This is a genomic window from Bradyrhizobium sp. PMVTL-01 (assembly GCF_051861855.1).
Lineage (GTDB): Bacteria > Pseudomonadota > Alphaproteobacteria > Rhizobiales > Xanthobacteraceae > Bradyrhizobium.
In genome coordinates this window covers 851,192-865,190 of sequence record NZ_CP193982.1, presented here as the reverse complement: position 1 = coordinate 865,190, position 13,999 = coordinate 851,192, and the positions used below count along the sequence as shown (strand labels likewise).

Genomic DNA, 13,999 nt, shown 5'->3' with positions numbered 1-13,999 from the left:
GCTCTCCGTTGGACCTGTCCGTGAGAAGCAGGCGGCGCGATACTTCAGCGGCTCGCAGGGGCGACGGTGGCGCTTGCGCCGCTCTCGGCAGCCAGCTCCGGCTGCTCGATCTCCGTCACCTTCACGAACAGGTTCGGCACGCGCTCGGCCCGACCAAGCAGCCAGGCCGCGCCGACCATGATGACGATGCCGGCGATGGAGACGGCGAACTGCTCCCAGACGCCCTTTGTGTATTGCGTCAGGATCCAGTGCGCGGAGAACGACAGGAACACACCGAGGCAGAAAATCGGCAACGAATGCTGGCCGCAGAGGATGACCGGCCGCAGCCAGGATCTATGCAGCGCCCGCCATTTGCGCGAGATGAAATAGGTCACCCAGATCGCCAGCGCCAGGAAATGCGTGAACCGCAGCATGTCGAGGTCGGTCTTGTCGATCGGGTAGATCAGCTTGATCATCCATTTCGGGATCAGGGCCTCGAGCGCGTGGATGTGCCAGGTCATCACGATCAGCAGCGCGAACACCAGCCACGCCGCCGCGAGCGCCATCGTCGTCCTGGACCAGACCCATTTCGCAATCGTCTCGATCTGGCCGATACCGCACCAGGCTGCGAACACGAACATCAGCTGCCAGCAGAACGGATTGAAGTACCATTTCGTGCCGGGCGGATAGGAGGCGATGTTCCAGTCGAACCAGCGCGACAGCACATAGAGCACGACGGAGCCGGCGAGCGTCAGGTTGGGCCGGCGCACCAGAAACCAGACGATGAAGGGTGAGGCCAACACCAGCGTGATGTAGAGCGGCAGCACGTCGAGATTGACCGGCTTGTATTTCAGAAGGATCGCCTGGCCGATCAACTCGTCCGGATGCGACAGGAAATTGAACACGTTGAACTCGTGCTCGTACATCGGATTGTCGAAGCGTCGCACGGTGCGCGCGATCTGCGCGGTGAACAGCAGGAACAGCATGATGTGGGCGACATACAGTTCGGCCGCCCGCCGCCACAACCGCTTGAGCGCGGCGAGAAACCAGCCGCCCGCGACGATCGGCCCGTAGATCCAGCCGACCAGGTAGCCGGAGATGAAGACAAAGAACTCAGCGGCATCGCTGAAGCCGTAATTGCGCAAGGTCAGCCAGGCCACGACGTCGTGCGGGATGTGGTCGAGGAAGATCATCCACAACCCGATGCCACGGAACAGATCGAGCCGCAGGTCGCGCTCGATCGGCGCATGGAGTGCTGACTGGTCCTTTGTAATCATGGCCCCCCTCTTCCGGTGGGCGTCGCGCCGTGGCGGCGCCGGCGAAATGGAATGCTAAAAAATGCAAATCAAAAGGTCACCCTGACCCGATGGACAGCTGCCCGCCCACGGTAGCCGACCTCTGTGTCCGCGCAAGGGACTTTGTTCGCCCGCGACGGCGCCGGCCACCGCCGGACCGCGCCGAAGCGGCGACCGGCTGACGAAAATATCGAAAACAACCCCATGCACAGTAGATTCTTAAGAATAAACCATTGATTTGATTATGAAATAAAAGACGCTCCTCGAGCGAAAATAACGGTGTGGCGGTATGATCGCACGCCAAACCGTTGAACGCCGAAGGTCAGGTCAGCGCGTCGCCGCGGGCGAGCATCTCGTTCAGCGTCGCCCCGGCCTTCTGCTGCAGCGGCCGCGCGCCACTGAGGCGATCGCGATCGCGGCGCGAAGTGATGTGTCAACCGGCCGCGGCCCTCGTTTGCTCAGAGCTGCAAGACATGCGACTCCACGGCCGCCACAGAACCTCCGAGCAGGCAGCCGACGGGCCTGCCGTCGGCAGAACGAAGCCCGACTCGTGCTTAAAATGCTGAGCTACCGACTGCATCCCCGCAGCAGGAAGGTTCGATGCATCGATGACAATGGGACAGGGATTGCCGCCCTGCCGCAACTGAGTGAACACGTTGACAAGCTCGACCTCGATCATCGGATAGCTCACTTGATGGAAGGTAGGACGGCAGGGGCAATGGCGACGGTATAGCTATTGCGGTGACATCCGGGAAAGCCGATTTGGTCGAGCGGCTCTGCGCGACTGAGGCGGCTCCAAAAACAAAAACGGCCCGCATCGAGCGGGCCGTTTTCGTATCGGATCCGGTAAAATCCGAATTTGGTTGCGGGGATAGGATTTGAACCTATGACCTTCAGGTTATGAGCCTGACGAGCTACCGGGCTGCTCCACCCCGCGTTAAACCGTCGCTTTGCCTTCGTCGAAAAGCCGGGGACGGTGGATGAGGGCCGGCGCTGTTCGCGTGGCTTTTCTCTTCCGTCCCAAAGGCTTCCTTGGAAGGCTACCCGGGGCAAAGCCCGTCGGGTGCGGGGGGTATGTATCAAGGCGGGCTGCCTTTGGAAAGGGCTGCGCGGACGTTTTTTTCGACTTTATGACAGGTAGAGGGACCGGATTCCGGTCGATTTGCCCCGGACTTGCCAGAAGTTCCGCAAAGCGCCAGCTTGCAGCAACAAAAATCGGGGCAAACGCCTTTTGAGGAAGAAGGTCATGGACCACGCGCTGGCGAAGGCGGACGATCCGAACTGGAAGGCGCACCGCAAATTCCCGCCGACGCTGATCCTCGGTGCGACCGAAGCCATGGCGGTGATGCAGGAGGAGATCTTCGGCCCGGTGCTGCCGGTGCTGGACACTCGCGATTCAAATGAGGCGATCGCCTTCGTCAACGCGCGCGAGCGGCCGCTCGCGCTGTACTGGTTCGGCAGGGACCGCGTGGCCCGCGACGAGGTGCTGGCGCGCACCATCTCCGGCGGCGTCACCGTCAACGACTGCCTGTTTCACTTCGCACAAATCAACCAGCCGATGGGCGGCGTCGGCGCATCCGGCAGCGGCGTCTATCACGGCGAATGGGGTTTTCGCACGTTCAGCAAGCTGAAGCCGGTGTTCTACCGCTCGAAGTTCAACCGCCTCGCCGATCTCTATCCGCCCTATGGCGGCAAGATCGCGCGGCTGGAGAAGTTGATGCGGTTGATGTCGTAACGGGCGAACGACGCGTCAGTTCGAGCGCAGCGAAGCGACCCAGAGACCCTCCGCGGCTACAGCCTGGATTGCTTCGCTGCGCTCGCAATGACGATGTGGATGGAGCTGTACCTGTGTCAACATCTGGAGACGCGGAGGCTCCCCTCACGCGGAGGCTCCCCTCACCCGGAATTTGCTCACGCAAATTCCGGCCTCTCCCCGCATGCGGGGAGAGGCGAAGGGAGTCTCAATTCAGCAGGAACCCGCCGTCCACCGTCACCACGCTCCCCGTCATATATCGCGACGCCTTCGATGCCAGCAGCAGGATCGCGCCGTCGAGATCGGACTCGGCGCCGACGCGGCGCTGGGGGATGCGCTTTGTCAATCGCTCGCCCGCGGGCGTCGACCAGAAGGCGTGGTTCATCTCGGTGTCGATATAGCCGGGCGCGAGCGCGTTGATGCGAATGTTTTGTCCCGCAAGCTCCAGCGCCATCGCTTTCGTCGCCTGGATGATGCCGGCCTTGGAGATCGCGTAAGGCGAGACCGCTTTGAGCACGCCGGTGCCGAGCACGGAGGCGATGTTGACGATGTTTCCGTCCTGCTTGCGCGCGATCATGCGGCGGGCGATTTCGGTCGCAAGGAAATAGGCGCCCTTGAGATTGGCGCCGATCACGGAATCCCAATCGGCCTCGGTCTGCTCGGTCGCGAGCTTCTCGATGGCGATGCCGGCATTGTTGATCAGCACCGTGACCGGACCGAGCGCGGCTTCCGCCGCATCGACGGCCTTCGCGATCGAGGCAGTGTCGGTGACGGCGAGCGCGACGGCGGCGCCATGCGCCGCCAGCACCCGGGCAAACTGCCGCCCCAGCCCCTGGCTGGCGCCCGTGACGAGGATGGTTTCCTTACTGACGTCGAATAGGCCTGGCATGACGATGTCCTCGAGCGTGCCCCTGGTCTTTTGCAGCCATCAATACAGACGATTTTAACGATCTGAAACCGGAACGACCGGCCCGGCGTTCATTCGTTCTATCTATCCTGGGTTGTGCTCATGAACAGTTTCGATCTTGCCGTTTACGCCGCGTTCGCCGTTGCGGTGGGCCTCGGTTTCAGGACCGGCCTGCTGCGCAGCGTCATGACCATTCTCGCCTATCTGCTCGCCGCGCCGATCGCGGTCGCGCTGATGCCGCTGATCGCGCCGCAGATCGCAGGCAATCCGAACGCGCCGCTGCTGCAGAACTGGATCTGGTTCTTCGGCATCTTCGTCGTCGTCGGCATGCTGTTCGGCCATATCGGCCGCATCGCGCTGAACGACACCATCGGTGAGGCCGGCATCGGCGACCGGCTCGGCGGGGCCGCCCTCGGAGCGGTCAGGGTCGGCCTCGTCGCCACCACCTTGGTGCTGGTGTTCGACCGGATCGTGCCCGCCAACCACCAGCCGCCATTCCTCGCCGGCTCGCATCTGCGGCCGTTGTTCTCCACGGTCGGCCAGATGGGAGTCAAGTCACTGCCGCCGGAGGCGGCGTCCGTGATCGACCGCCTGAAGCAGGAGCGGCGGATCTGATCAGGCGCATTTGCATCGCTTGCGCCGGCGCGCATGCATTTTGACGCGGGCCGATCCCTTATCAGCGACACTACGATTGGCTAGAGTGCGGCCAGTCCAAAACCAGCCTGCTATTTTCGGGAGTGAAACAGTGGATCTTGGGATCAAAGGTCGCCGCGCCATCGTCTGCGCATCCAGCAAGGGCCTCGGCCGCGCCTGTGCCATTTCGCTGGCGGAAGCCGGCGTTCACGTCACGCTGACGGCGCGCGGCGCCGAAGCGCTGAAGAAGACGGCCGACGAGATCCGGAAGGCCTATCCTGATGTGACGGTCACCGAGATCGTCGGCGACATCACGACGCCGGCGGGGCGCGAAGCCGTGCTGAAGGCCTGCTCCGATCCGGACATCCTCATCAACAATGCCGGCGGCCCGCCGCCCGGGGATTTCCGCAACTGGACCCGAGACGACTGGATCAAGGCGATCGACGCCAACATGCTGACCCCGATCGAGCTGATCAAGGCGACCGTGGACGGCATGATGGCGCGCAAGTTCGGCCGCATCGTCAACATCACCTCGGCCGCGGTGAAGGCGCCGATCGACATCCTCGGCCTCTCCAACGGCGCGCGTGCCGGCCTCACCGGCTTCATCGCCGGCCTGTCGCGCAAGACAGTGATCAACAACGTCACCATCAACGGCCTGTTGCCGGGCCCGTTCGAGACCGATCGCCTGACCGGCACCGCGAAGGCCGAGGCCGACAAGCGCGGCACGACGCCCGAGCAGATCCTTGCCGAGCGCGCCAAGCTCAATCCCGCGGGACGCTTCGGCCAGCCCGACGAGTTCGGCTATGCCTGCGCCTTCCTCTGCGGCGCCAAGGCGGGCTTCATCACGGGGCAGAACATCCTGCTCGATGGCGGCGCGTTCCCGGGGACGCTGTAACTGGTCCTCTCCCTCTCCCCGTTCTTACGGGGCCGCGACGAGCTTCGCTCGCGCTGAGAGGGTTGGGTCAGGGGCTCTCTCCGCAAAGACGGTGGCAATCGGACTCGCGGAGACTCCCCCTCACCCGGATTGCATCTTCGATGCAATCCGGCCTCTTCCCGCAAGCGGGGAGAGGCGAGAGACCCGCTACCTGGCGGGGCGAGGTAAACAAGATCACCGCCGCTTCGTCGGCTCGTCCTCGTCCCGTTCGCTGGGATCGGAGGAATCGGCGGTGAGGCGCTCGTCGGTCCAGTCGATGCCGAAGGCATCGAGACCATCGGCGAGCAGGTCGCCCAGCATCGGCTCGCCGAGCAGATAGTGCACCGTTTCGTGCCGGGGCTTGCGATACTCGGACCGCGCCTCCACCGCGCGGGCTCGTAAGTCATCCCAATCATCGATCGTGCCGTCGCCCCTACCGAGCCAGGTCAGCGCAACGAGGTCGACCTGCTCGTCCTCGTTCAGGGCAACGATGAAGCCGCCGAGCTCGCTGGCGACGGGATCGGAGCCGTCATCCTCGAGCACATCGACCGCATCGTCATCGCTCGGATTCGAGCCCGAATCGGGATCGGCATCCCCTTCCTTGACGTCGAATTCGCGGGCCTTCTCGATGATGAAGGCGACTTTCTCGGCGGAAATTGCAAGCTCTGGCATGGGCTCCCCTCGGCGCGGGTTCCGGTTCCCCGGATAACGCAACGTCACGCCAGATGATCCATTGCGCTCCCTGACCGAAAATGCGCATCTTTCGGCGCCAAGACGGTGAAGGCGCAAACAAGAACAGGGGGACGCCCGATGCACTGGACGGTCGGCAAGGTCAAGATCACGAAACTCGCTGAAATGGAGACGGTCGGTTCGACCCGCTTCATCCTGCCGGCCGCAACCCATGATGAGATCCAGAAGCTGCCTTGGCTGATCCCGCATTTCGCCACCGAAGAGGGCCGGCTGAAAATGTCGATCCACTCGCTGGTGGTGGAGACGCCGACGCGCCGCATCGTGGTCGACACCGGGCTCGGCAACGACAAGCAGGGCCGCGGCGTCCCGGTCTGGAACAACCGCAACACGCCGTTCCTAGAGACCATGATCGCGGCGGGCTTTCCCCCCGACGGCATCGACACGGTGCTGTGCACGCATCTTCACGTCGACCATGTCGGCTGGAATACGAAGCTGGTCGATGGCAGATGGGTGCCGACCTTCCCCAACGCACGCTATCTGTTCGGCAAGACCGAGTACGACTATTGGCGCGACTATACGGCCGAGGCGGACAAGGTCGCGGTGTTCAACGATTCCGTGAAGCCGGTCCTCGATGCGGGGCGGGTCGAACTGATCCCGAGCGATCACCGGATTTGCGAGGAGATCAGCGTGATCCCGACCCCCGGCCACAGCCCCGGGCACATGAGCGTCCTGATCGAATCCAGCGGCGAACAGGCGTTGCTCAGCGGCGACGTCGCCCATCACCCCTGCCAGATGGCTCGTCTCGACTGGTGCTCGGTCGTCGATACCGATCCCGCCCAATCAGCGGCGACCCGCCAGGAGGTGTTCTCGCGCTTTGCCGACACCCCGACGCTGGTGATCGGCGGACATTTCTCGGCCGGACATATCAAGCGGGATGGGGACGCGTTCAGGTTTGTGGGGCTGGAATCGTAGGCTTCGCAGGGTGGGTGACGCCTTCGACTAACCCACCCTGCCGAATGAAGGGCTGCAATGCACGCCGTTTTGAGCGGTTGAATTTCCCGCCGCGCTGTTCCATGAAGCTGTTAACCGATCGGTCCATCTTTCAGGGAGAAACGAGAATGAAGCTTGTACGTTATGGCGAAAAGGGTGCGGAAAAGCCCGGCCTGATCGACAAATCCGGCCAGTTGCGCGACCTGTCGGCGCATGTGAAGGATCTCACGGGCGAGGCCTATTCGCCGGAGTCCCTGAAGAAGCTGGCGGCTCTCGACCCTGCCTCGCTGCCGGCCGTCTCCGGCAAGCCGCGGTTCGGCGCGCCGGTCACCGGCATCTCGAAATTCGTCGCGATCGGGCTCAATTACAGCGACCACGCCAAGGAAACCGGCGCTGCGATCCCGACCGAGCCGATCATCTTCATGAAGGCCAACACCTCGCTCTCGGGCCCGAACGACGCGGTCGAGAAGCCGCGCGGCTCGACCAAGCTCGACTGGGAGGTGGAGATCGCCGCCATCATCGGCACCCGCGCCAAATACGTCTCGGAAGCCGACGCGCTGAACTACGTTGCCGGCTATTGCGTCTGCAACGACGTCTCCGAGCGCGCCTTCCAGATCGAGCGCCTGGGCCAGTGGACCAAGGGCAAGTCGCACGACACCTTCGGCCCGGTCGGCCCCTGGCTCGCGACCAAGGACGAGATCAAGGATGTGCAGAACCTGTCGATGTGGCTCGACGTCAACGGGCAGCGCCGCCAGACCGGCTCGACCAAGACCATGATCTTCTCCATGGCCAAGTGCGTCTCCTATGTCTCGCAGTTCATGACGCTGCTGCCGGGCGACATCATCACCACCGGCACCCCGCCCGGCGTCGGCCTCGGCATGAAGCCGCCGACCTTCCTCAATGTCGGCGACGTCGTGACGCTCGGCATCGAGGGCCTCGGCGAGCAGCGCCAGGAGATCGTCGCGGCGTAAGCCTCCGCCCTCTCCCCGTCATTGCGAGCGAAGCGAAGCAATCCAGAGATCGTCCTACAGAGACAGTCTGGATTGCTTCGTCGCTCCAGCGCAAAATTGCTTCGCAATTTTGTCGCCTCGCTCCTCGCAATGACGAACCACGGCTTTCATTTTGGGATGCTCGCCATGAAGCTCACCTTCTCCCCCGCCTCGCCCTTTGCCCGCAAGGTGCGCATCGCCGCGATCGAGCTCGGGCTGATCGACAAGATCGAGCTGACACCCGCGACCGTGACGCCGGGCACCGCCAACGAGGACTATTCGAAGATCACGCCGCTGAAGAAGCTGCCGGTGCTGATCACCAATGACGGTGACGTCATCCTGGATTCCTACGTCATCGTCGAATATCTCAACGAGATCGCCGGCGGCAGCCTGATCCCGGATCACGGGCCGCGGCGCTGGGAGGCCAAGACCAATCATTCGCTGATCAACGGCATGCTCGATTCCATGCTGCTGTGCCGATACGAGAAGATGGTGCGGCCGCAGGGCCTGCAGTGGCAGGCGTGGTCGGACGATCACTGGAACCGGGCCTGGACCGGCATGGCGCGCTTCGAGAACATGCCCGAGGTGCTGAACGGCCCGTTCGACATCTCGCAGATCGGCCTCGTTTGCGTGCTCGGCTATGCGGACTTCCGCTTCGCCGATTGCGGCTGGCGCAAGGCCTATCCGAAGCTCGACGCCTTCCATCAGAAGATGCTGGAGCGGCCCTCCGTGAAGATCTCGGTGCCGCCTCGGGCGTAACATACGCGGGAGTTCTCATGAGCCTGAAATACGCGGTCGGCGATCTCACCATCCATCGCGTCATCGAGCAGGAAACCTCGTTCGTCCCGGCGCTGGAAATGCTGCCGGGGCTGACACCGGAGGTGCTGACCCAGAACCGGGCATGGATGCGGCAGGCCAAGGCACTCGACGACAACGACGTGCTGATGCTGTGCTTCCAGTCCTATGTGGTGAAGACGCCGCACCACACCGTTTTGATCGACAGCTGCATCGGCAACGACAAGCCGCGCCCCAATCGGCCGAAATGGAACATGAAGACCGACGACACCTATCTGCGCGGCCTCAACGCCGCGGGGTTTTCGGTCGACGACATCGACTTCGTGATGTGCACGCATCTGCACGTGGATCACGTCGGCTGGAACACGCGGCTGGAGAACGGCCGCTGGGTGCCGACCTTCCCCAAGGCGCGCTACGTCTTCGCCAGGCAGGAATACGACCACTGGTCCGCCGAGAATGCGAAGACGGAGATTCCGCCTTTCGTCGACAGCGTGCTGCCGGTGGTCGAGGCCAACAGGCACGAGCTCGTCGGGAATGATCACCAGATCGGCGATCACGTCCGCATCCTGCCAACGCCGGGACATATCGCGGTCACGATGGGACGCGGCAAGGACGACGCGGTGTTCTCCGGCGACCTCATGCACTCACCGTTGCAGACGCTCTATCCGGAGCTGTCGATCAAGTTCGACGTCGATCCGGCCAGGGCGGCCACGACGCGCCGCAGCTCCTGGAGCGCTATTGCGAGACCGACACGCTGTGCTGCACCGCGCATTTTCCGTCGCCGTCGGTGGGGAAGATCAAGCGCAAGGGCAACGCGTTCGTGTGTGCGGCGGTTTGATGTAAGGCGGTTGCACCGCGAACTCCCATCCTCCCCTGGAGGGGGGCCTCTCCAGGCGGGGGTAAGAGACGCCCACGGAGGAAACGATGGCCGATCTTCCCGACATTCCCCTCCCGGCGGGAATCCGCTCGCGCTATGTCGACGGCATCAACGGCTTGCGCATGCATGTGCTCGAAGCCGGGTTCGAGACCAGGGGTCGGCCGTGCATCCTGCTGCTGCACGGCTTTCCCGAACTCGCCTTCTCCTGGCGCAAGGTGATGCCGTCGCTCGCACATGCCGGCTATCACGTGATCGCGCCGGACCAGCGCGGCTATGGCCGCACCACGGGATGGACCGCGGACTATGACGGCGATCTCGCGCCGTTCTCTCTTCTCAACCTCGTGCGCGATGCGCTCGCTCTGGTGTCGGCCTTCGGCTACAGGCAGGTCGATCTCGCCGGGCACGATTTCGGCAGCCCGGTCGCGGCGTGGTGCGCGCTGATCCGGCCCGACGTGTTTCGCTCGGTGACACTGATGAGCGCGCCGTTCGGCGGAGCGCCGCCGCTGCCATTCAACACGGTCGATGCGCCGGCAAAGCCGCCAACCGAAGACCCCGTGCATCGCGAGCTCGCCGGGTTGCCACGGCCGCGCAAGCATTATCAGTGGTACTATTCGACACGTCCGGCCAACGACGACATGCAGCACGCGCCGCAGGGCGTGCATGATTTCCTGCGCGCGTATTATCATCACAAGAGCGCGGACTGGACCGACAACAAGCCATATCCGCTCAAGGCGTGGACGGCGGACGAGCTGGCGAAGCTGCCGAGCTATTATGTGATGGAGTTGAACGAGACCATGGCCGAGACGGTCGCCAAGGAGATGCCGTCGCCCGCCGCGATCGCCGCCAACCAATGGCTGCCGGACAGCGATCTTGCCTATTACAGCGCCGAATACGGTCGCACCGGATTCCAGGGGGGCTTGCAATGGTATCGCTACGGCACGTCGGGCATGCTCAACAGCGAGATGCAGCTGTTCGCCGGTCGCAGCATCGACGTGCCCTCCTGCTTCATCTCCGGCAAGCAGGATTGGGGCACCTATCAGCGCCCCGGCGTATTCGAGGCGATGCAGGGACGCGGCTGCACGAAGATGCTCGGCTGCCATCTCCTCGATGGCGCCGGCCATTGGGTGCAGCAGGAGCAGCCAGCCGAGGTGAGCCGGCTGCTGCTCGACTTCCTCGCAAAGGCCGGCAAGGCCTGATTTGACCCCGAAACGGCGGCGCATTATATAGTTTAGAATAATTCTAAACTTGAAAAACAGGGCCGCCGTGAAGAATTTTGCCGATCTGACCGAGCGCGAGGTGCTGGCGGTCGCGATCTCCTCGGAGGAGGAGGACAGCCGCATCTACATGACCTTCGCCGAGGATCTGAAGGAGCGCTATCCGGACTCGGCAAAACTGTTCGAGCAGATGGCCGAGGAGGAGCGCGGCCATCGCCACATGCTGCTGGAAATGTACGAGCAGCGCTTCGGCCAGCATCTGCCGCCGATCCGCCGCGAGGACGTGAAGGGTTTTCTGCGCCGCCGGCCGATCTGGCTGACCAAGAACCTGCCGCTCGACACGATCCGAAGGGAAGTCGAGACCATGGAGCTCGAGGCCGAGCGTTTCTACGCCAAGGCCGCCGAGCAGGCCGAAGACGTCAATGTGCGCCGGCTGCTCGGCGACCTCGCCGAGGCCGAGAAGGGCCACGAGCACACCGCCGCCAGGCTGACCGACGAGATCCTGAAGCCCGACGTGCGCGCCGAGGAGGACCGCACGCGCCGGCGCATGTTCGTGCTGCAATATGTGCAGCCGGGCCTCGCCGGCCTGATGGACGGCTCGGTCTCGACGCTGGCGCCGCTGTTCGCGGCGGCCTTCGCCACGCATCAGAACTGGCAGACGTTTCTCGTCGGCCTCGCCGCCTCGATCGGCGCCGGCATCAGCATGGGCTTTGCGGAAGCCTTGTCCGACGACGGCTCGCTGACGGGGCGCGGCTCGCCCTGGCTGCGCGGCGTCACCTGCGGCGCGATGACGACGCTCGGCGGACTCGGCCACACCGCGCCGTATCTGGTGCCCGACACATGGGCCAACGCGTTCTGGATCGCGACGGGAATCGCCTGCGTCGTCGTGTTCTTCGAATTATGGGCGATCGCCTTCATCCGCTCGCGCTACATGGACACGCCGTTCCTCCAGGCGGTGTTCCAGATCGTTCTCGGCGGCGCCATCGTGCTGGCGGTGGGGATATTGATCGGCGCGGCGTAGCGGCCCCACACTCGGCTGTCATGCCCCGGCTTGACCGGCGCATCCAGTACGCTGCGGCAGCAGTTCGTTCACATTTCCGCCGCGACGTACTGGATCGCCCGGTCAAGCCGGGCGATGACACCGACGTTGTTGTCGGCCGACCCGATGACCACCGGTCAGACACGTCAATCGCCATCAAACATCGATTGCAGCGCTAGGCCAAACTGCGCATCATCCTCCAACACCCAGAGCGGGAGAAGCGCCTTGGGCAGATCGGAACGGAGTTCAGGTCGAATGGATGTAGCAACCTCAGTCTGGCCTCAGACCTGGTCGCTATCCACTCCCCATGGAATCTTCGCTGCGCGCGCAATGACGGAGTAAACATCGCGATCCCGGGTTCGCGCTCCGCGCGCCCCGGAATGACAGAGAGGGAGGAAGCACAATGAGCCAGGACCTCGAACAGCTCACCGCGCTCAATCGCGACTACGTCGCCTCCGTTCAGAATTGCGACGTCAGGCGCTTCGACGAGATCCTGGCCCCCGAGTTCTACTGCTCCAATCCCGACAAGACGCTGGTCGATCGCGCCGCCTTCCTGGAGCAGACGGCGCGGCCGATCGCGATCCGCAACCTGCATGCGTACGACGTCATCATCCGCATCATGGGCGACTTCGCGATCATCCACGCCGCGACCAGCTACACCACGGCGGACGGTCAGCAGGCGACGGGGCGGTATACCGATTGCTGGGCGAAGAAGAACGGGACATGGCTGGCCGTGTCGGCGCACGTGTCGCGGTGAGCTCTTCACCTCTCCCGGCAAAGAGCGGGGTGAGGTGAAGCGTCAACTATCGAACACGATCACGCTGCGCAGCGTCTTGCCGGCCTTCATGTTGGCGAAGCCCTCGTTGATCTCCGACAATTTCAGCTTGGCCGAGATCCAGTCCTCCAGATGCAGCCGGCCGCGCAGATAGAAATCGACCAGCCGCGGCATGTCGACGCGGAAATGGTTGGAGCCCATCGAGGAGCCCTGGATCCTGCGCTCGCGCAGGAAATCGAAGCCGTGCAGCTCGATCTTCTGGCCGAACGGGATCATGCCGACGATGGTGGCGGTGCCGCCGGCGGCGAGCATGCCGAACGCCTGCTCCGCGGTCTCCTTGCGGCCGAGCACCTCGAAGGCGTGATGCACGCCGCCATTGGTGAGGTCGCGGACCTGCTTCACGACGTCGCCGTCGGCAGGATTGATGATGTCGGTGGCGCCCAGCTTGGTCGCGAGCTGGAGCTTTGCCGGATTGGTGTCGATGGCGATGATGCGTCCGGCACCCGCGATCTGCGCGCCGTTGATCGCCGCCATGCCGACCCCTCCGCAGCCGATCACCGCCACGGTCTCGCCGGCCGTCACTTTCGCCGTGTTCACCACCGCGCCGTAGCCGGTGATGACGCCGCAGCCGATCAGCGCGGCGAGATCGAGCGGCATGTCCTTGCGGATCTTCACGATCGCGTTCTCGTGCACCAGCATCTGCTCGGCAAAGGACGAAAGATTGAGAAACTGGTGCAGCTTCTCGGGCTTCGACCACTGCATGCGGTTGGAGACGCCCGGCAGCATCTTCACCGTCGCATCGGTGCAGAGCACGGTGCGGCCGGTGGTGCAATTGTCACAGGTGCCGCAGAATACCGAGAGACAAGTGACGACGTGATCGCCCGGCTTCACGTAAGTCACGTCGGAGCCGACCTGCTCGACCACGCCGGCAGACTCATGCCCGAGCACCGCCGGCAGCGGATGCGGATAGAGTCCTTCCATGAAGTGCAGGTCGGAGTGGCAGAGGCCGGCCACAGCGGTGCGGACCAGGACCTCGCGCGGGCCGGGCTTCGGCAGGCTGACATCCTCGATGACCAGCGGCTGGTTGACTTCATAGAGGACAGCGGCCTTCATCGGTGTTTCCCTCGTTGTTTTTGTTTCGTTGCTTGCA

At 63.7% G+C, this 13,999-nt stretch carries 12 protein-coding genes, 1 tRNA gene and 2 pseudogenes; 10 read left to right on the top strand and 5 right to left on the bottom strand.

Annotated elements, in window-relative coordinates; genetic code table 11:
* Nucleotides 1-44: 44 nt before the first annotated feature.
* A complete protein-coding gene (locus ACRQ5Q_RS04025; RefSeq protein WP_439372859.1) occupies nucleotides 45-1,256 on the bottom strand; it encodes an OpgC domain-containing protein in 1,212 nt (403 codons plus the stop codon).
* An 878-nt stretch (nucleotides 1,257-2,134) separates the two neighbouring features.
* Nucleotides 2,135-2,211, bottom strand: a tRNA-Met gene (locus tag ACRQ5Q_RS04020).
* 324 nt (nucleotides 2,212-2,535) lie between these two features.
* Here ACRQ5Q_RS04020 and ACRQ5Q_RS04015 point away from each other — a divergent pair.
* A pseudogene (locus ACRQ5Q_RS04015) lies at nucleotides 2,536-3,009 on the top strand (aldehyde dehydrogenase family protein); the annotation flags it as partial.
* Between the two features lie 226 nt (nucleotides 3,010-3,235).
* Here ACRQ5Q_RS04015 and ACRQ5Q_RS04010 read toward each other — a convergent pair.
* On the bottom strand, nucleotides 3,236-3,916 hold the full coding sequence (locus tag ACRQ5Q_RS04010; RefSeq protein ID WP_439396140.1) for an SDR family oxidoreductase: 681 nt from the start codon (nucleotides 3,914-3,916) through the stop codon (nucleotides 3,236-3,238).
* A gap of 120 nt (nucleotides 3,917-4,036) precedes the next feature.
* Here ACRQ5Q_RS04010 and ACRQ5Q_RS04005 point away from each other — a divergent pair, with 120 nt between their 5' ends.
* Nucleotides 4,037-4,549, top strand: a complete 513-nt coding sequence (locus ACRQ5Q_RS04005) for a CvpA family protein (RefSeq protein ID WP_439396138.1) — start codon at nucleotides 4,037-4,039, stop codon at nucleotides 4,547-4,549.
* A gap of 130 nt (nucleotides 4,550-4,679) precedes the next feature.
* Nucleotides 4,680-5,462, top strand: coding sequence for an SDR family oxidoreductase (locus ACRQ5Q_RS04000; RefSeq protein ID WP_439396136.1), 783 nt, complete (start codon nucleotides 4,680-4,682; stop codon nucleotides 5,460-5,462).
* Between the two features lie 213 nt (nucleotides 5,463-5,675).
* On the opposite strand, the gene ACRQ5Q_RS03995 is transcribed toward ACRQ5Q_RS04000, so the two are convergent.
* Nucleotides 5,676-6,152: a DUF3775 domain-containing protein gene (locus ACRQ5Q_RS03995; protein ID WP_439372856.1), complete on the bottom strand. Its 477-nt coding sequence runs from the start codon at nucleotides 6,150-6,152 to the stop codon at nucleotides 5,676-5,678.
* A gap of 138 nt (nucleotides 6,153-6,290) precedes the next feature.
* On the opposite strand from ACRQ5Q_RS03995, the gene ACRQ5Q_RS03990 reads away from it, so the two are divergent.
* From ACRQ5Q_RS03990 to ACRQ5Q_RS03960, 7 genes and pseudogenes are all read left to right on the top strand, one after another.
* Entirely contained in the window at nucleotides 6,291-7,142 is an 852-nt protein-coding gene (locus ACRQ5Q_RS03990) for an MBL fold metallo-hydrolase (RefSeq protein ID WP_439396134.1), read from the top strand.
* A gap of 146 nt (nucleotides 7,143-7,288) precedes the next feature.
* Nucleotides 7,289-8,131, top strand: a complete 843-nt coding sequence (locus ACRQ5Q_RS03985) for a fumarylacetoacetate hydrolase family protein (RefSeq protein ID WP_212342270.1) — start codon at nucleotides 7,289-7,291, stop codon at nucleotides 8,129-8,131.
* A gap of 165 nt (nucleotides 8,132-8,296) precedes the next feature.
* Nucleotides 8,297-8,908, top strand: coding sequence for a glutathione S-transferase family protein (locus tag ACRQ5Q_RS03980; protein WP_439372854.1), 612 nt, complete (start codon nucleotides 8,297-8,299; stop codon nucleotides 8,906-8,908).
* A gap of 17 nt (nucleotides 8,909-8,925) precedes the next feature.
* Nucleotides 8,926-9,782: pseudogene (locus tag ACRQ5Q_RS03975) on the top strand (MBL fold metallo-hydrolase).
* Nucleotides 9,783-9,868: 86 nt separating this feature from the next.
* A complete protein-coding gene (locus ACRQ5Q_RS03970) occupies nucleotides 9,869-11,017 on the top strand; it encodes an alpha/beta fold hydrolase (RefSeq protein ID WP_439396133.1) in 1,149 nt (382 codons plus the stop codon).
* 67 nt (nucleotides 11,018-11,084) lie between these two features.
* Nucleotides 11,085-12,056: an iron exporter MbfA gene (mbfA, locus tag ACRQ5Q_RS03965; RefSeq protein WP_439375461.1), complete on the top strand. Its 972-nt coding sequence runs from the start codon at nucleotides 11,085-11,087 to the stop codon at nucleotides 12,054-12,056.
* A 421-nt stretch (nucleotides 12,057-12,477) separates the two neighbouring features.
* Entirely contained in the window at nucleotides 12,478-12,831 is a 354-nt protein-coding gene (locus tag ACRQ5Q_RS03960; protein WP_018643355.1) for a nuclear transport factor 2 family protein, read from the top strand.
* Nucleotides 12,832-12,873: 42 nt separating this feature from the next.
* Here ACRQ5Q_RS03960 and ACRQ5Q_RS03955 read toward each other — a convergent pair whose 3' ends face one another.
* Entirely contained in the window at nucleotides 12,874-13,962 is a 1,089-nt protein-coding gene (locus ACRQ5Q_RS03955; protein ID WP_439372851.1) for a Zn-dependent alcohol dehydrogenase, read from the bottom strand.
* Nucleotides 13,963-13,999 lie beyond the last annotated feature (37 nt).

Excerpts from the sequence above, each read along its gene's own strand:
- ACRQ5Q_RS04025 (WP_439372859.1), bottom strand. The coding sequence starts at position 1,256 with ATGATTACAAAGGACCAGTCAGCACTCCATGCGCCGATCGAGCGCGAC.
- ACRQ5Q_RS04010 (WP_439396140.1), bottom strand. The coding sequence starts at position 3,916 with ATGCCAGGCCTATTCGACGTCAGTAAGGAAACCATCCTCGTCACGGGC.
- ACRQ5Q_RS04005 (WP_439396138.1), top strand. The coding sequence starts at position 4,037 with ATGAACAGTTTCGATCTTGCCGTTTACGCCGCGTTCGCCGTTGCGGTG.
- ACRQ5Q_RS03995 (WP_439372856.1), bottom strand. The coding sequence starts at position 6,152 with ATGCCAGAGCTTGCAATTTCCGCCGAGAAAGTCGCCTTCATCATCGAG.
- ACRQ5Q_RS03990 (WP_439396134.1), top strand. The coding sequence starts at position 6,291 with ATGCACTGGACGGTCGGCAAGGTCAAGATCACGAAACTCGCTGAAATG.
- ACRQ5Q_RS03985 (WP_212342270.1), top strand. The coding sequence starts at position 7,289 with ATGAAGCTTGTACGTTATGGCGAAAAGGGTGCGGAAAAGCCCGGCCTG.
- ACRQ5Q_RS03980 (WP_439372854.1), top strand. The coding sequence starts at position 8,297 with ATGAAGCTCACCTTCTCCCCCGCCTCGCCCTTTGCCCGCAAGGTGCGC.
- ACRQ5Q_RS03970 (WP_439396133.1), top strand. The coding sequence starts at position 9,869 with ATGGCCGATCTTCCCGACATTCCCCTCCCGGCGGGAATCCGCTCGCGC.
- ACRQ5Q_RS03960 (WP_018643355.1), top strand. The coding sequence starts at position 12,478 with ATGAGCCAGGACCTCGAACAGCTCACCGCGCTCAATCGCGACTACGTC.
- ACRQ5Q_RS03955 (WP_439372851.1), bottom strand. The coding sequence starts at position 13,962 with ATGAAGGCCGCTGTCCTCTATGAAGTCAACCAGCCGCTGGTCATCGAG.